The organism is Pseudoalteromonas sp. SM9913, from assembly GCF_000184065.1.
In the GTDB taxonomy this organism is placed as follows: Bacteria; Pseudomonadota; Gammaproteobacteria; order Enterobacterales; family Alteromonadaceae; genus Pseudoalteromonas; species Pseudoalteromonas tetraodonis.
On record NC_014803.1, the window covers coordinates 2979748 to 2996886 of the forward strand.

At 40.7% G+C, this 17139-nt stretch carries 20 protein-coding genes; 12 read left to right on the forward strand and 8 right to left on the reverse strand.

The features are described 5' to 3' along the window. Positions 1-24 precede the first annotated feature (24 nt). Both PSM_RS13645 and PSM_RS13650 read right to left on the reverse strand, forming a co-directional pair. Complete coding sequence (locus PSM_RS13645) at positions 25-633, reverse strand: paraquat-inducible protein A (RefSeq protein ID WP_013466002.1); 609 nt, start codon at positions 631-633, stop codon at positions 25-27. Positions 634-686: 53 nt separating this feature from the next. After that, on the reverse strand, positions 687-1961 hold the full coding sequence (locus PSM_RS13650; protein WP_013466003.1) for an EAL and HDOD domain-containing protein: 1275 nt from the start codon (positions 1959-1961) through the stop codon (positions 687-689). Positions 1962-2229: 268 nt separating this feature from the next. Here PSM_RS13650 and PSM_RS13655 point away from each other — a divergent pair, with 268 nt between their 5' ends. Both PSM_RS13655 and PSM_RS13660 read left to right on the forward strand, forming a co-directional pair. Further along, a complete protein-coding gene (locus PSM_RS13655) occupies positions 2230-2796 on the forward strand; it encodes a PhnA domain-containing protein (protein WP_013466004.1) in 567 nt (188 codons plus the stop codon). A 135-nt stretch (positions 2797-2931) separates the two neighbouring features. After that, positions 2932-3738: an META domain-containing protein gene (locus PSM_RS13660; RefSeq protein ID WP_013466005.1), complete on the forward strand. Its 807-nt coding sequence runs from the start codon at positions 2932-2934 to the stop codon at positions 3736-3738. Positions 3739-3807: 69 nt separating this feature from the next. Here the strand turns inward: PSM_RS13660 and PSM_RS13665 are convergent, their stop codons facing one another. Beyond that, a complete protein-coding gene (locus tag PSM_RS13665) occupies positions 3808-4647 on the reverse strand; it encodes a 23S rRNA (adenine(2030)-N(6))-methyltransferase RlmJ (RefSeq protein WP_013466006.1) in 840 nt (279 codons plus the stop codon). A gap of 238 nt (positions 4648-4885) precedes the next feature. Between PSM_RS13665 and PSM_RS13670 the strand changes: the two genes are divergently transcribed. From PSM_RS13670 to PSM_RS13710, 9 genes are all read left to right on the forward strand, one after another. Then, positions 4886-5116 (forward strand): hypothetical protein, encoded by a 231-nt coding sequence (locus tag PSM_RS13670; protein ID WP_008466311.1) that lies wholly within the window; start codon positions 4886-4888, stop codon positions 5114-5116. Beyond that, on the forward strand, positions 5116-5421 hold the full coding sequence (locus tag PSM_RS13675) for a cell division protein ZapA (protein ID WP_013466007.1): 306 nt from the start codon (positions 5116-5118) through the stop codon (positions 5419-5421). Before PSM_RS13670 ends, PSM_RS13675 begins: the two co-directional genes overlap by 1 nt. A gap of 56 nt (positions 5422-5477) precedes the next feature. Then, the gene (locus tag PSM_RS13680; protein WP_013466008.1) at positions 5478-6497 is read left to right on the forward strand and encodes an MBL fold metallo-hydrolase; all 1020 of its coding nucleotides are present in this window, start codon (positions 5478-5480) and stop codon (positions 6495-6497) included. Positions 6498-6553: 56 nt separating this feature from the next. Continuing rightward, positions 6554-8002 carry a transglycosylase SLT domain-containing protein gene (locus tag PSM_RS13685; protein ID WP_013466009.1) on the forward strand — a complete coding sequence of 483 codons (1449 nt, stop codon included), beginning with the start codon at positions 6554-6556 and terminating at the stop codon, positions 8000-8002. Between the two features lie 65 nt (positions 8003-8067). Then, positions 8068-8556, forward strand: coding sequence for an FKBP-type peptidyl-prolyl cis-trans isomerase (locus PSM_RS13690; RefSeq protein WP_008466307.1), 489 nt, complete (start codon positions 8068-8070; stop codon positions 8554-8556). Between the two features lie 21 nt (positions 8557-8577). Further along, a complete protein-coding gene (locus tag PSM_RS13695) occupies positions 8578-9306 on the forward strand; it encodes an SDR family NAD(P)-dependent oxidoreductase (RefSeq protein ID WP_013466010.1) in 729 nt (242 codons plus the stop codon). Continuing rightward, positions 9303-10142, forward strand: coding sequence for an amidohydrolase family protein (locus tag PSM_RS13700; protein ID WP_013466011.1), 840 nt, complete (start codon positions 9303-9305; stop codon positions 10140-10142). Before PSM_RS13695 ends, PSM_RS13700 begins: the two co-directional genes overlap by 4 nt. Before the next feature lie 48 nt (positions 10143-10190). Beyond that, positions 10191-11753, forward strand: coding sequence for a S41 family peptidase (locus tag PSM_RS13705; protein WP_013466012.1), 1563 nt, complete (start codon positions 10191-10193; stop codon positions 11751-11753). 3 nt (positions 11754-11756) lie between these two features. Beyond that, positions 11757-12137: a hypothetical protein gene (locus tag PSM_RS13710; protein ID WP_013466013.1), complete on the forward strand. Its 381-nt coding sequence runs from the start codon at positions 11757-11759 to the stop codon at positions 12135-12137. A 51-nt stretch (positions 12138-12188) separates the two neighbouring features. Here PSM_RS13710 and PSM_RS13715 read toward each other — a convergent pair whose 3' ends face one another. From PSM_RS13715 to PSM_RS13730, 4 genes are all read right to left on the reverse strand, one after another. Then, positions 12189-13364: a mandelate racemase/muconate lactonizing enzyme family protein gene (locus PSM_RS13715; protein WP_010391702.1), complete on the reverse strand. Its 1176-nt coding sequence runs from the start codon at positions 13362-13364 to the stop codon at positions 12189-12191. 27 nt (positions 13365-13391) lie between these two features. Then, entirely contained in the window at positions 13392-14159 is a 768-nt protein-coding gene (locus tag PSM_RS13720) for a class II aldolase/adducin family protein (RefSeq protein ID WP_013466014.1), read from the reverse strand. A gap of 134 nt (positions 14160-14293) precedes the next feature. Next, positions 14294-14617 carry a c-type cytochrome gene (locus tag PSM_RS13725; protein WP_010391700.1) on the reverse strand — a complete coding sequence of 108 codons (324 nt, stop codon included), beginning with the start codon at positions 14615-14617 and terminating at the stop codon, positions 14294-14296. Positions 14618-14788: 171 nt separating this feature from the next. Further along, positions 14789-15328 carry a DUF2058 domain-containing protein gene (locus tag PSM_RS13730; protein WP_010391699.1) on the reverse strand — a complete coding sequence of 180 codons (540 nt, stop codon included), beginning with the start codon at positions 15326-15328 and terminating at the stop codon, positions 14789-14791. A gap of 194 nt (positions 15329-15522) precedes the next feature. On the opposite strand from PSM_RS13730, the gene PSM_RS13735 reads away from it, so the two are divergent. After that, positions 15523-16671, forward strand: coding sequence for an MFS transporter (locus PSM_RS13735; protein WP_013466015.1), 1149 nt, complete (start codon positions 15523-15525; stop codon positions 16669-16671). Here PSM_RS13735 and PSM_RS13740 read toward each other — a convergent pair. Beyond that, entirely contained in the window at positions 16638-17138 is a 501-nt protein-coding gene (locus tag PSM_RS13740; RefSeq protein WP_013466016.1) for a prolyl-tRNA synthetase associated domain-containing protein, read from the reverse strand. The two genes, PSM_RS13735 and PSM_RS13740, sit on opposite strands and share 34 nt — an antisense overlap. Between the last annotated feature and the right edge of the window lies 1 nt (position 17139).

A 17139-nucleotide genomic window follows, 5' to 3' on the forward strand; every position in this document is an offset into this window, starting at 1 on the left:
GTAACTGGCTTTAAAACTCAATCATTAACTGGTTTTTACCATTGGCTTTATCAAGCTACTAGCCGCAATAGCGAACAGGCAATAGCCGGTAAAATACCAAAAACCAGTACCAAACTCAGCATGCATATTAAGTAAGTCTTCTGAGTTCGCGTTTGCATTACCAGCCATGTAAGCCACGATTAATGCAATAACAAACACATCCACCATACTCCATTTACTTAAGCCAATTATCACTTTACCAAGCTTGTACTTAAACGAAGTCTCCTTCAGTGCACAATGAAACAATTGAAGCAGCAGCTTAATTGTTGGGATCACTATTGAAAAAAACGCCACTAATATCGCCACTAAGTAGTTTTTGTTATCGGCCAGTTCGTTAACGGTGCCCCAAATACTACGCGTTTTTTGATAAGCGCTGATCTCACCTTCAAGTTTGTCTAATCCCAACATACTCGAGACCATCATTAGCATATTACGGGTGTTTTGATTTCCTTCATCTGCCAGCATTTCAATACCGGCTTGAGCAAGTTTAGATTTATCAATTTTGCCTTCCATACTCAACACCGGCTTTGTCACCCCGGGGATCAATAAAGCTAAGGCAATTAAAATAGTCGTGATAGGTAAAAGTAAACGCATGGTGTAATACTAAGTAAAATCAATATGTGCCAATCATACCCAAACGTTTTGCGTTAGTCTTGTTCAATAATGGTGGCTAATAACTCATCCGCATATTGGCGCGCATCTAACATGGCTGTATACACCAGCTCTATGTCTGATGCAGGGCGAATAGTCTCTAGCAACTTTTTAGCCAATTGCCAGTTATCTTCTTCTACTGCTTTTATTAAATGTAATGAGTTCCCCATCATGCCATCAAAACTTAAAAGTGCACCAGATAACTCAGCCCCTAAACTAAACTCTTTGGCAATAGCTTCCAGTTCCATATCTAAAATAGCATCAAGCACCGACATCAAGCCGACTAAATAGCCTTGCTCTGCAATAATCTTTCCGCCGGGCTCTAAAATCAATTGCATAAACTGCGCTCTACATAAACCTAAACGAGTAAGTTCACTAGGCTTGTCTGAGCCAAGTTCGCTCAGCGCCAGTACTCGTACAAACTTTCTAATAGAATCTTCCCCTAAATACACAACCGCTTGTGGAATTGACGTAATCACTAAATTTTTATTAGCAGAGCGAGCATTAACTAGTTTGAGAACACGTGCGGTTAAACCCACATCTTTAGAAATACGTTGATTAATTTCGTTAAAATCCAAGTCAGGACGAGATGTGCAGCGCAATAAATCAAAAACCGCCATTTTTAACGGCTCAACATTACCGTAACTGAGCATTTCTGGCCGTGCAAAAAAGAATCCTTGAAAGTAATCGCATCCAGCTTCTTTAAGCTGCCTAAATTCGTCATAGGTTTCAATTCGCTCTACCACTATTTTAACCTCAGGGTAATTGCGTTTGAGCTTTTTAAGTAGCATGGTGGTTTTTATTATAGGCTCTTCTACTTCAAGCTTTATATAATCAACCAAACTGAGCAAAGGTTGCCATTTTTCATGCGCGTCATAATCATCTAACGCAAATACATACCCTGCTTTTTTTAGCTCAGTTACTCGTTGAGTAACAAGCTCGATATTTTCAGTACGCTCAACAATTTCAATTACAGTATTTTCAGGCTGCAATAATGTAGGTAAATCCTCTAAAAGTCCTTCACTAGATAGGTTTATAAACACGGTCTGATTAAGCGCCAGCTTTTCCACCCCAACCAGCATTAACGCATTAAAAAAAAGTCGCCCAGTGGCCTGCCCGTCGGTTGTTCCCGCAGGAAAGGCATTATTAACTGAATCGCGATAAAGTAACTCAAAGGCAAAAATGCTTCTATCAGCATGAAAAATGGGTTGCCTAGCAATATATTGAGTGACCAAAATAGATGAATTTTTTACGTCTGGATTATTTGGCATTACCCTTCCTGTTTTGCAGTGATGTAAGCGTTATTTTTATTGTTATACCTAACCAGTATAGTGAAACTTTAAAGACTTGCTGCAATTTTAATTCGAATAAAAAACAAGCAACTAAGCCTAAATTTATATTCTTAAAATAAAAACCTTTATTAACCTTATTTTTTATAAGGTTTTGCTGCTATCAGCCGCTCTGAGCATACCCAAAGGTTATGGTTATAAGGTATAATGCTCTTATAAACTTTTTTATAAACTCACAAGAGCCCCTAATATGAGCATTGAACAAGCCTTAAAAGAGCGTAGCAACAACCAATGTGAACTCTGCGCAGCAACAGATAACTTAACTGTATACGAAGTACCTCCAGTTACCGAAGCTCATTCAGATAAATGCATTTACACCTGTCAAACATGTAAAGATCAAATTGAGGGCACCCGCGATTTAACTCCTACTCATTGGCATTGTTTAAATGACAGCATGTGGAGCCAAACACCGGCGGTACAAGTTGTTGCTTATCGCATGCTGACACGACTAGCAGCCGATAATGGCTGGGCACAAGACGCACTTGATATGATTTACCTTGAAGAAGACACATTAACATGGGCTCAGCAAGCGCTTGCTGAGGATGATGATATTAAACACATTGATAGTAATGGCGTAGTGCTACAAGCTGGCGATACCGTCACCTTAATAAAAGACTTAGATGTGAAAGGTAGCAGCTTAACTGCAAAGCGCGGTACTGCTGTGCGCAATATTGGCTTAACCAGCAACCCAGAACATATTGAAGGGCGTGTTGATGGACAACGTATTGTAATTTTAACTAAATACGTTAAAAAATAAGTAACGAATCAAGGCGCCTAGCGTCTTTTTTTATATCTCAACTTTCTGTATTGGCTGTATTTACAAGTTAAGCGATGATTAAGTAACTTAGCCGTATGCTACTGTTTATATCCGTAATTATATCTAGGAACTGTTATGTTCTCACCAAAGCCAAACTCAATCTTAAAGTCGGTTGCAGGCCTATGTTTTTTAGCAAGTGGCACACTTATGCTTAGCGCATGTAACGATGACACCGCACAGCAAAATAGCGCTGTGAAACAAACAACAGCCTCTCTCCCAGTACAAGTTAGCTACCTAGATCGCAGCTTATTAGCGCCTAATTCACAGCTAACCGTTACCTTGGTTGATGTGTCAAAAATGGATGTGGCAGCAACCGTTATTTCTGAGCAGGTAATTGATTTAGTAGGCGCACCGCCGTATAAAGTAGATCTTGAATACAACCTTGAAAAAATTGATCCAGCCCATCGCTACAGCGTGCGCGCAACCATTAATAATCAAGGAAACTTACTATACACCAGCACAACAAGTAACTCGCCTTTTGCTAATACGGCCTCATCAGAGCCTTTAGAAATTATTGTTTCAAAAGTAGCGCCAAAGCCAGACGTTGACTTAGTAAATACCTACTTCAAAGCCGTTTCAATCGACGGCAATCTCGTTGAAGTGAATACTAAAGAGCCATTTATTCAATTTAATAGTGACAACACTGTGCACGGTTTTTTAGGGTGCAATAACTTTAATGGCGGTTATGAAGTATCGAAGCAAATGGTTACTTTTACGCAGTTAGCAACCACGCAAAAAATGTGTCATGACAATATGGAACAAGAAAGCGCCATGGCGGGTGTGCTGCAAGCAGCAACGCAATGGCAAGTTAACGGTGAAAAATTAGTATTACAAAATGAGGCAGGCAAGCAACTTGCAACCTTTAACGCTGTTTACTTTTAATTAAGCGTAACAATACTCCGCATCTAAGCAGAACAGTATAAAGCCCAGTTAAACTGGGCTTTTTTATTTTTATTCGGCAACTAACTGCTCGCTGCGATAAAAGCCACTTGGCTTACTCAACAAGCTTACTAGTTCAGGTAACACGTCATCCATAGTTTGTTTCAGCTTCCAGGGTGGATTTATCACTATCATTCCAGAGGCGGTCATACCATGTACTTCTGTATCTGCTTCAGTACCTAATTCAAATAATTGAATATTTTTAATGCCCGCGTCAATTAAACCCTGCTCCATATTATCAATACGTTCTCTGTCCACAACCGGATACCAGATCATGTAAGTCCCTGTTGCAAAGCGTTGATGTGCTTTAACAATGGTTTGTACTACCGTATTGTAATCGTCTTTTATTTCATAAGGTGGGTCTATTAACACACAGGCTCTACGCGAAGCTGGCGGTAACAAACCAATTAAGCCTGCAAACCCATTTTCGCCGCGTACACGAATAGAACGCTTACCTTGCATGTTTTCTTCAAGTAAGACTAAATCTCGCGGATGCAGCTCAAAAAACCAGCCCTTATCTTGACGGCGTAAAAAGTGCTCGGCTATTTTTGGTGAGCCTGGGTAAAACGCCAACGATGCGCTCTCATTAAATGATTTTATTAGCTCAATGTAGTCATTTAAGGCACTGTGTTGGCTAGTATGTTGCCACAGTTTTTCAATGCCATCTTGGTACTCTTGGGTTTTTTGCGCGTCAGGCGCAGCAAGCTCAAAAAAACCAGCCCCCGAATGCGTATCAATATAGTCAAGCGGCTTATCTTTAATTGTTTGATAACCCAGTACTTGCGCTAACACTAAATGTTTAAGTACATCGGCAGGGTTACCCGCATGAAAGGAGTGTCTGTAACTAAGCATTATTTATTTTCACCATACGCTATTTAATAAAATCAGTGAACCATAAGCACACTACTTTGACAATCGATACCAGCAAAAGCGGGGGTTTACGTGAACCGCTTCTGAATGAAAAAGCTAATAGCGTGAATTATCCCTTAACATAGAATAAAAATCACCTAAAACCAGCGTAAATGCTGGCAAATAAACACACTTTGCTTTACATTTGCATGACATTAATTACAGTTATATGAGCGCATTTATGAACAACAACACTCTTCAACAACTCGAACAACTGATCGACCAACTAATTACCCGTAATAATCAGTTACAAACTGATATTTCAGAGCTTAAAGAGCAAAACAGCAAGCTACTTGATGAAAATGAGTTATTGCAGTTAGAAGCCCTTGAAAATGAAGAAAAACAAAAAGATGCAAGTACCACCTTGTCATCATTGTTAGATAAATTACAAAGCGCGCAACAGGCAAGCTAATGTCTGAGCTGCAAAACCAGCGAGTCACTGTTGAATTGCTTGGTAAAGAGCAGCAATTTGCTTGTCCTGCGGGGCAAGAAGAGGCACTAAAAGCGGCCGCCAAAAATCTGAATGATTTAGTTGAACAAATGAAACAACGTTCAACAGTCAGAAACGATCAAAAAGCATTACTTATGGCTGCCTTAAATTTAAGCCACGAATTGCTTGAAGCGAAAACTCAAAAATCAGTTGAGCTTGAATATCAAGATCAACTGATTGATAAATTGAGTCAGTACTTAAGCTCGAACTCTGAGCACACTAAATAAAAGCGCATTTTGCGCTTTTATTGTTTTTACCGTCAAAAATACAGCTAGAGATAAAGATGCAACCATTTTTAAGTAAAGCTCAAAAAATAGGTAAGTGCTTACTGCCTTTAATTTGCTTGTTTATGCAAACAAAAAGCGAGGCAGCAATTGAGTGGCAACCGTTGTCAGCTAATATTCAATTTCTTAAGCAACCTGAAAGACTTCGTTTTTACGACTCTAACCAAGTATTAATTGAAGGCAGTGAATGTGCATTACTCGTTGATGCCAGTGGTAACTTTGCGGCGGTAGAACAACTGGTAACTGAGCTAAAACAACGTCTAAAGACGCCTTTGTGTTATTTAGTTGCAACCCACTTTCATGACGATCACTTACTGGGGATGGCGGTTATGCAGCATTACTTCCCAGACGCAAAACTTATTACTCACCAACAAGTCGCTAACGACTTTTCGCTTTACCAGCAAGCTTTAACAGACAAGCTAGAGGGATTCGAGAAAAGCATTGAGCTGAGCTATCAACGATTAGCCACCTTACCCGATGCTGAGCAAGTTCAATGGCGAGAAAAGCTTACCCGCGCTAAAAAGCGCTTATTTCGCTGGCAAGACTATCAATTAACACCACCAAAAATGATTATTAGTGAATCTAAAACGTTAGATTTAGGTGGCTATACACTCACTATAAACCCGCACCAGGCACATACTAATGGCGATTTAACACTACTTGCCGACAAAGGTAAAACCTTAATTGGTGGTGATATCATCGATTGGTTACCCTACCCAGGGCATGGCGAGCTTAAGCAATGGCAACGCTTATTAAAAAAATATATAAATAATAATACGCTGTCACTTTTTATTCCTGGGCATGGCGATTTAGTCGATAAAGTTAAACTAAAACAGTCACTCACGTTTTTAGAAGCGATTACGGAGCATGCTAAAAACAACCCTGAAGCTAGTATTGAGCAATTACAAAAAAACTTCCCTATTGAGGCACTAAAACCTTATCAACAAGAACCACTTGATATAAAATCAAGTCACTTATTTTTGCAATCGGGATTACTTCGCGCTAAAAACAGTCAATAACTGAACACAATGGATTGTGTTAAAATATGGAAGTATATTTTTTAAAAAGGAACAAAATGCGTCACTTGATCTTATGCTTTGCCATTGTATTGCTATGCAGCTGTAAAACCACTCAGCCAGAGATCATTGCGCCTGCAGTTCCCACACCTGTAGAGTCAAAACCGGCACTATCAAATACGCCGATCTCTATAAACACTCACAAAGTCATTAATAAAAAAGCCACCCCCAAAGCCCCTGAAATAGCTCAACCCACAGAGTTATGGGCACATATTGCTGATAACTTACATTTGCCGGTTGAGCAAAATCAGGCGTTAAAAAAACGCATTAACTGGTATTTAAAACAGCCGAATTATTTAAAAATAGTGTCTCGCCGTGCAGAGCCTTTTTTATATCATATCGTAAAAAAAGTAGAGCAAAAGCAGCTCCCCATGGAACTGGCATTACTGCCATTTGTAGAAAGTGGCTTTAGACCTACCGCCCGCTCAAGTGAACATGCTGTGGGTGTGTGGCAACTGGTTGCAGCAACCGCGCATCATTTTGGGGTTAAATCTGATCAATGGTACGACGGACGCCAGGATGTATTAGCCTCAACCGATGCGGCACTTGATTATTTAAGCTATTTACATAAACGTTTTGATGGTAATTGGCTGCATGCTCTTGCGGCCTATAATACCGGTGAAGGCCGAGTTAAGCGCGCTATAAAACGCAATCAAAAACGAGGTAAATCAACTGATTTTTGGGCACTAACCCTACCAAAAGAAACCGCTGACTATGTACCAAAACTATTAGCACTGAGCTATTTAGTAAAACACCCTAAGGCAAATTTTAAACGGCCAAAGCTTCCTTATAAAGCACTGACTACCTCGCTAAATGTGGCAAAACAGTTTGATTTTTCAGTTATGGCCAAGCTCTCTGGCATGGGCGCCAAACAACTGCATGCCCTTAATCGGGGTTATTTAAAAAATCAAAGCTCTCCCCATGGACCGCACACTCTGTTATTACCTATAGAGCAACAAGCTTTATTAAAAAACCGCTTTTTTAAAGCCAATTTTGCAGGCGAATACATCGTTAAGAAAAATGACACTCTGTACGGTATTGCTAGGTATTTTGGCTTGCCTTTAGAAGTATTAAAACAGCTCAATAATAAGCAAAATAACTTTATTGGCGTTGGCGAAAAGCTTATTTTAGGGGAGCCGCAAACTTTGCCTGAGTCACTCACTATTAACTATAAAATAAGCCCTTATCTAGAACAAAAAGAGCAAATCATTCCAACCATCGAGGTAGATTACCACGTAAAACCCGGTGACAACCTTTGGAATATAAGTCAGTTATACGGCGTTGCTCATAGCGATTTAGCGCGTTGGAATAAATTATCTGCCTCAAGCGTATTAAAACCTGGGACTCAGTTGGTTTTATTTATACCTCAAGCCGCTACGCCAAAAACTACACCGGCGAAAAAAGACCTGTTACTCGACTTACAAAATACATTAAATCATCCACGTTAAGTTTCTAAAGCGCAGTATTTCGCGTAAAATTGCCTTTAATTAATTTAAAACTCAAAGAGACAAGCATGCAAATCAGTAAAAATTCGGCCGTTGAATTTCATTACACCCTAAGCGAAGCGGGTGAACAAATCGAAAGCAGCCTAAACGACGCGCCATTAAGTTATATTCACGGCAGCGAAGGCATGCTTCCAGGTTTAGAAACCGCACTTGAAGGTAAAGCCGCTGGTGATAAATTTAGCGTTACGTTATCTCCAAGTGAATCATACGGTGAGCGTGTTGATGACTTAATTCAGCGCATTCCGCTTAAGCACCTTCAAGGTGATGTAAAAGTATGGAAACCAGGCATGACTGCTATGGTGCAATCAAACCAAGGTCGCCACCAAGTAACCATTGTAAAAGTAGGCCGCTTTAATGCTGATTGTGATTTAAACCACCCATTTGCTGGTAAAACGCTGACTTTTGATGTTGAGGTTGTCTCAGTTCGAGAAGCAACAAACGAAGAGATTTCTCACGGCCATGTTCATGCTGAAGGTGGTTGCGGCCACGCACATTAATTGCTAATTAAAGGAACAAGTATGTCAAAAGTTGCAATAGTAACCGGTGGCTCTAAAGGCATTGGCTTTGCTGTGGTTCAGCGATTATTAACGAGCGGCTATCAGGTTCATAACCTAGATATTGAACCCAGTGAGAGTGGTGTTTTTCATCAATGTGATGTTAGTAATGTAACCGCCGTACGCCAGTGTATACAGGCTATTATTGAAAAAACACAACGCATTGATGTACTTGTTTCAAATGCTGGCAAGCACCTAAGTGCCACAATTGAGCAAACCGATGAAGCGACATTCGATGCGTTAATGGCACTGAATGTTAAAGGTGCGTACGCGGCTATACAAAGCGTATTACCAGCCATGAAAGCACAACAAGATGGCGCTATTGTGTTAATTGCCTCAGATCAGGCCATTATTGGCAAACAAAACTCATTTGCTTATAACCTGACTAAACATGCATTGGCTTCGATGGCTAAAACCACCGCCTTAGATTACGCAAGCTTTAATATTCGCACTAATGCCGTGTGTCCTGGCACCATAGAAACGCCATTATTTCATAATGCGATTGATGCATACTGCAAAAAAAGTGGCGCAAATAAGGCAGATATTGTTGCCGAAGAAGCTGCTTTACAACCACTTAATCGTTTAGGCCAAGCCGATGAAGTTGCAGCACTGGTAAACTTTTTAGTAAGTCCAGAAGCCAGCTTTATTACCGGCAGTTTGCAACGCATTGATGGCGGTTACACAGCGCAATGAGTACTAAAATTATTGACCCGCATGTGCATTTTTTTAATTTGCTGGAGGGTCAATACACCTGGCTGCAAGGTGCTAACCCACCCGCTTGGCCTAACTTAGATAAAATAAAACAACCGATTAGCGTTGCTGAACTAATCAAAAGTACGGACTTTGAACTCGTTGGTTTAGTGCATATAGAAGCTGGCTTTGATAATGAGCAACCTATTAATGAATTAAACTGGTTAGCAAAGCATATAAAAAGGCTACCTTACAAAGCGATTAGCTTTGCAACAATTAACCAGCCAAATAACGCATTTAAACTAGCACTTAAACATCTAAAACATTCATCCCTTGTCGGCATTAGAGATATCACTGAAGGTCATGATGCCACGCGCTTATTGAACCCTCATTGTCTCGATAACCTGCGCCACTTGTGCCACTTAAAACTGCATTTTGAAGCGCAATTTGAAATAGAAAACCTCAACATCACCGAGCAACTTATTTCTTATGCCAACCAAGTTAGTGACTTACAAATAATCATTAATCACGCAGGGCTTGCACACAACCTTGCTAACTGGCAACGCGCCATTGAATTACTCGCACAACAGCCTAATGTTGCGATGAAGTTTTCAGGCTTTGAATTGCTTATGCTTAATAGCGAGCAGCAAAGGCAGTGTTTAACACATATTTTAAAGCATTTTGGTATGCAAAGAGTGATGTTTGCCAGCAACTTCCCCGTGTGCCAAATTAACATTAACTACAATGAGTTATGGCATCATTATCGAAGCCTATGTAGCGATGATCTTACATGGCAACACTTGAGTTACAAAAATGCAGCGCGCCTCTATCAACTCTAAATAAAAACCGCTATATTTAGCTCAACAGTTTAAAAAACGAGCATACGTATGGCCATTTTTAATTCATCTTCTCTCAAATACACATTACTCCCTTTTTCGCTAGCCGCTTTATTAACAGGTTGTGGCGGTGGAGGTAGCGACAATGCGACCAACCCAACAACAGACAATAGCGGCTGGACTTCTGGTGTATTTGCTAGCTCAGGGCAATTTAAAGGTCAATGCCAAGCAATTAATGAAAAAAACTGGCTACGCTCTTGGAGTAACGAAACCTACTTATGGTACGACGAAATTATTGATACTAATCCGGCATTAACGTCAGGCGTCATTGATTACTTTAATACTTTAAAAACGGAGCAACTGACTGAGTCGGGTGCGAAAAAAGATAACTTTCACTTTAATTTGCCAACCGATGAGTGGCAAAGACAAAATCAATCAGGCCTAAGCTTTGGTTATGGCTTTAATATAAAAATAATCGCTGGTAGTGCGCCGCGCCAAGCAATTGTTAGCTATACCGAGCCAAATACCCCTGCTAGTAATCAAAATATTATTAGGGGCTTTGAGCTTTTAGAAGTTGATGGTGTTGATTTTATTAACACGACCTCATCAAGCGAGGTAGCTATTATTAACGCAGGTTTATTCCCAGAACAAACAGGTAAAGTTACCGAATTTGTATTTAGGGATATCAGCACTAATGAAAATCGCATTGTTACGCTCACATCTCAAAATATCGAGTCGCAACCAGTAATGAACGTACGTACTGATTTAGCAAACGGCGATGTGGGTTACTTTCAATTTAATAGCCACAACGCGATAGCCGAAACGCAGCTTTACAACGCCTTTAACCAACTCGCTGCCAGCAGCATTAAAGATTTAGTCATTGATGTGCGCTATAACGGCGGTGGTTTGTTACAAATGGCCAGCCAAGTAGGCTACATGGTGGCAGGTAGCAATACCCAAGGCAAAATATTTGAACGCACTATTTTTAACGATAAATATCCCAATACCAACCCTATCACAGGGCAAACACTGACCCCCATGCCCTTTACAAATCGTTTTGTCGGGTTTGAAAATAACCCTGCAATAGCTGCAGGCACCCCATTACCAACGTTAAATTTAGATCGGGTATTTGTACTCACCACCAGCAGCACCTGCTCAGCCAGTGAGGCTATAATTAACGGGCTGCGCGGAGCCGATGTTGAAATCATTCAGATAGGGGCTGGCACCTGTGGTAAACCGTATGGCTTTTACCCAACCGATAACTGCGACACTACTTATTTTACCATTCAATTTACTGGCGAAAATAACAAAGGTTTTGGTGAATATTCAGATGGCTTTGCACCGCAAAATACCATTGATAATGCGCGCCAGCCCGTACTTATTGCTGGCTGTGCTGTTGCCGATGACTTTAGCAAACGCTTAGGTGATGCAAGTGAAGGCTTACTTAATACCGCACTTAGTTATAGAGCAACCGGCAGTTGCCCAGCCCCAAGCTCAATAAATAGTGTTCTCGGTTTTGCGCCCACTATCGCCACCGATATGCCTGAAGTAAAAGACGCGCGAATTCAGACTGTACTTAAACAGAATATTATTCTTAGCGATAACATGAGATAAGCAATGAAGATTTTATTAGCAATAACTGCAATTTCGCTATTTTTAAGTGGGTGCTTAGCACAAAGCTCAGAGCCCACACCTAAATTGCAACATGCGTTACTAATTGAGCCTAATAGCGCTAAAGTAGCCGACGCAATTGCGCAGCTGCTGCATAGCTCGCAGGTTCAATTAGCAGACGATGTTTTTGTCACCTCAAGCACGGTTACCCTTGAGCAACTTAATCATAAAGATCCTCAGGGCAACCCTATTTTGGGCAAGCAACTTAATATGCCAGATCAATTTGAGCTCGTGACTAAGGGAGAGCGCTGTTTTGTTCGCCACCTTGATAGCAAAGCAACCATTGAACTAAAACAAGTACTTTGTAAAATAAACCCACAGCGATAAAAAAGCCGGTAAGTGACAACTCACTTACCGGCTATTCCTCAACAGAGTAAACTATTTTATTTCTACGCGTTGTGAGCGCATTACAATTTCATCGTTAAGCTCAATCCCAAGACCTGGTTCTTCAGATACTTCAAAAAAACCATTTTTAGGTTGTGGATCTTGTAAGCATAGCTCTCTATTCCACTTTTTAATCGCGTAAGTATGATGCTCGTGAATTAAAAAGTTAGGGATCGCTGTTTCTAAGTGCAATGATGCCGCCGTTGCAACCGGCCCTCCACATACGTGTGCCTGAATACGCACATCAAAAATATCAGCGTAATCACATACTTTTTTAGTTTCGGTAAAGCCACCACATAAGCCGATATCTGGCTGTAGTACATCAATACTTTGATCTTCTAAATAAGGACGTACACCCCAGCGGTTATACAAGCGCTCGCCGCCTGCAATAGGCACAGCCACTTTGTCAGCCACTTTTGCATGTAATGAATGGTTTAAGTAATTCACCGGCTCTTCAAAATACATACAATCAAATTCTTCTGCAATTTCACCAATTTGAATTGCCGATGTCGCCCCTGGTAAGCTATGACATTCAAAAATAATATCTACTTCGTCACCCACGGCCTCTCGAATAGCCTGCATACGTGCGCGGTATAGTTTCATTTCTGGACGAGAAATAATATTTGTGCGGTCGTAATAGGTGTTGCCGTCTTTATCGTATTGAATTGGATCGACCTTTACCGCATCGTAACCTTCCGCCACCGCTTTTAGTGCCGCTTCTGCATATTCTTGTGGCTGTACCAGCGCTTTAAATTCACTGTCCCAGTCAAACTGCAGCTGTGATGCATAAGTACGCAGCTTGTCGTTAACTTTACCGCCAAGCAACTGATAAACCGGTAAACCCAATGCTTTACCTTTTATATCCCAAAGTGCCGTATCAATCGCACTCATTGCTGCGTAAACCACCGGCCCACCGCCTAGACCCCAAAAACTTTCACGCAACATGCGCGACCATAGTTTTTCAGTTTGAAACGGGTCATGGCCAATTAAAAAGGCATCGGCCATTTCTTTGATCATCGCAGCAGCTGCACTGTGACCTAAATCGTACGCAAGACCTGCTTCACCCACACCGCTAATACCTTCATCGGTATGAATACGAACAAATACCGGCGTCCATGCAGGACGATCAGGGCAATGAATATCAAAGACTTCAACGCGATTTACTTTCATAAAAATTCCTTATTAACCTTCAGTGGGTTATTTTGCAAAACTAGGATCAAGACGATACGCTTTTCGTAACATGGCAGGCCATGCTAGCTGGCCCCCTGTACTGCCGCTGTGAACGACGTTCGCTTGGTTATAAATGTTATCAATAATAGCTTGAGGTACAGCAACCGCTTCTTGCGCACTTGATTGAATGGCTAACTGTATTTCACAGGCACGCTGAAGGTCATAAAAGCGCATAAACGCATCGCCTACCGTTGGGCCTACTGTTAAACCGCCGTGGTTGACCAATAGCATATGATTGGTGGTGCCTAAATCTGTTTGCAGGCGTTTACGCTCATCGTCATTCACCGCTAAACCTTCATAGCCATGGTAAGACAGAGACGGCAATGAAAACATCGAATACTGACTTAGCGGTAACAGCCCTTCTTTTTGTGTTGCAACCGCAATTGTTTCTTTTGTGTGCAGGTGTATAACGCAATGTGCATCCTCACGTACTTCGTGAATGGCACTGTGAATAGTGAACCCTGCAGGGTTAATATTAAAGGGTGTATCGTCAATAATGCGGCCATTTAAATCTACTTTGACTAAGTTAGATGCAGTGATCTCATCAAACGTTAAGCCAAAGGCATTCACTAAATAATGATCAGTGCCCGGTAGGCGAGCAGAAAGGTGCGTATAAATTAAATCCCCCCAACGAAAATGGTCAACTAATCGATAACATGCGGCTAAATCAACACGTAGTTGCCACTCTTGTTCTGATACTTTATTTTTTAAATTGAGCTGGGGTAAATCAAACATAACAAGCCTTTTAAAACACAGCATAGCGCTAGTGATTGTAGATGTTTAGAAGTCTAAATGAGTATTGACATGATCGCAATCACCAAATAAAAAAGCCACACATAGGTGTGGCTCTTTTTAATTAGCGTTAACGATTATTGTACTTTTGATAGGTAATCGGCAATCGCTTCAAATTCTTCATCAGTCACAGTCGCAACCATCGCTTTCATCGCCATAGACATACCGTTGTTACGAGCGCCTGACTTGATGTCTTTCATTTGCGCTACTAAATATTCTTTGTTTTGACCATTTAGTTTAGGGTACATCGCCATAATAGGTGCTTTACCTTCTGCACCATGACATGTTTGACAATTTTTAGCTGTGTAAAGTGCAGCGCCATCTGCAGCGGCTGCTGAAAATGAAAAACTTGCGGCTAAACCAATACCCGCGCCTAATAAAAGTGTTTTTATCTTGCTCATTGTATTTACTCTTCTTTTTACGGTTAAAAAAAACGGTTGTGATTATTGTAGTCAATAAATCTTTAAAAAGCATACGTCCTTGGTAAGGTTTGACGATCAATCAGAACAAATACGTGTATCCCTCATAAAACACATACTAGCTTGCTTTAACTGAGCAGATACTTAATAGGCTTACCAAATAAGATCGTCTGGCACTTCAAAATCAGCATACGGATCGTCTTCATCTTTGGCTTTATTTTCAGGCTCAACATGAAACACAATATACTTTTCATCCACCTCAGCCACTTTACGCGCAGGCTCATCTTCTAATACGTAAAACTGACCTTCTAACACACAAATAGCTAAACGCCCGCCCGAGAGCGCCTTTTGCGTTTGCTCATTCACATCAAGCCCTTTCACTTTATTTTCATAAGTGAAGTTAAAGGTACGCTCACCGCGAATTGACTCTTGATTATGATGCTCTAAAATTTGCTTAACACGGGCGACTTGCTCGCGCTGCTTTAATTCTTCTTGGCGCGCTTTATTGAGCTCTTCAGCTTTTTGCTGCTGCTCCAACTTAGTTTGCTGAATATGCTTTTGTAAATCGTTCGGGTTGCTCGTCGCTCCCTTCTTTTGCTTTTTCTGTTGCTTGCGCTTTTCTGATTTAGCAACTTTAGCTTTATGTGATGTTGTTAAACCAGCTTGGAGCAATTGCTCTTGTAGTGACCCCATGGCGTGTTCCCACTAAAAACGAATATTAATGCTATTTTAATCACCAACGAGCGTAAATAACAGCGCTATTGGTATTAATCTAACAAACTACTGAAAACAAAGCATGATTTAGCGCAATAAAGGTTAATTTATGAAAACCCTAGCAGTTTTGTATATAATGCAGCTCAACTAATAAGCAATGTATATGGCAGTTAATGCGCTTACCTCACCTACTCATCTGTTCAGTTTTCATTTTTTTTGTTTTATACGCACCACAGCCATTATTAAGTTTATTTGCTACTGAATTTAATGTTGCTCCTGCTGTTGCAGGCAGCTTAATGACGGCCACTATGTTGCCTTTAGCTATTGCCCCTTTGGTGTATGGACTGTTTTTAGCTAAGCGAAACCCTTTATTGATATTACGCTTCGCTATGTTGTTACTGGGTGTGGGTTGTATCTTATTTATTTATGCCCCGAGTTTTGAATTACTTCTACTGGTAAGGTTTTTACAAGGACTGACTTTACCTGCCGCATTGACTGCCATGACCAGCTTTATTGGTATGAGCTATCAAGCCGATACATTACAAAAAAATATGACGCTATATATAGGTAGTACGATTGTCGGTGGTTATTTTGGTCGTGTATTGGCTGCGCTCTTTAGCGATGTTTGGTCGTGGCAGAGTTTTTATTACCTAATAGCAGCCATGCTGATTATTCTAGCGTTAAGTATTCCCCATAAACGTTTTAATCTCGTTAAATCAACCGAGGTTTTATCACCATTAGATTATATAAAACAACTTAAAGAGGGCTCTGCACTTAAGCTCTATGGTGCCATTTTTTGTATGTTTTTTTGCTTTGCAGCATTATTAAACTACTTGCCTTTTATTTTAAAAAATACCTTTTTAATTAATAACACGCGCGACATTGGCTTTGTTTATAGTGGCTATCTGGTGGGTGCTTTGGCTTCTATTTTCACTCCTTGGCTATTAAAAAAAATGACTTCAGCCTGGCGATTGTTGGCCGCGGTATTCGTGTTTTATAACCTCAGTATTATGTTATTAATGAGTCATTCACTGTTGTTGTTTTTAATTGCATTCACACTCTTTTGCGGCGCTATGTTTGTGATTCATTCCACAGCGGCACCACTGGTTAATAAAATCAGTCACGCACCGCCAAGCGTTACCAACGGGTGCTATGTATCATTTTATTACAGCGGCGGCGCACTGGGCTCGTTATTACCAGGGGTGGTTTATCAAACTCATGGACAAACGGCGTTTATGGCAACATTACTCGCTGTATGTTTGTGTGGACTGGGGCTTATTTTGTGGGCTCAACGCGATGGCAAAAACATCACCCGCGGCTGATGCTCAGTAAAGTCAAAAAAACGCAGTAAATCAGGCTTAGTTAATAACCATGTTTGGGTATTTTCAAACGGGTGGCAATGAAATAAATCGCCAAACCAAATATCTTGATCAAGCCAAAGCGTTACATCACGCTGTTTGTCGTTCATTAAGCTGAGCATTGACACGCAACCCGGTGCAACCTTTAAGTACTTAGCCAAGCGCTCATTAGAGGCAAAGCCTAAGCGCGATAGCCCTTGCTGTTTGGCAAGTGACTTTAAATCCAACTGTTTATCATGCGCGGTGATCACTAAAAAATGACGCTTACCTTCGTTGTCTCGCAAAAATAGGTTTTTTAAACGTGTTCCTGGGCGATTTACCATCAGTTCATCGGCATCTAAACTGCCATGTAGCGCTGGATGTTCTATTACGTCATATTCTATATTTAGTTGGGTTAACACTGCCGCTAGTTTTTGTTTATCCGCTAACATA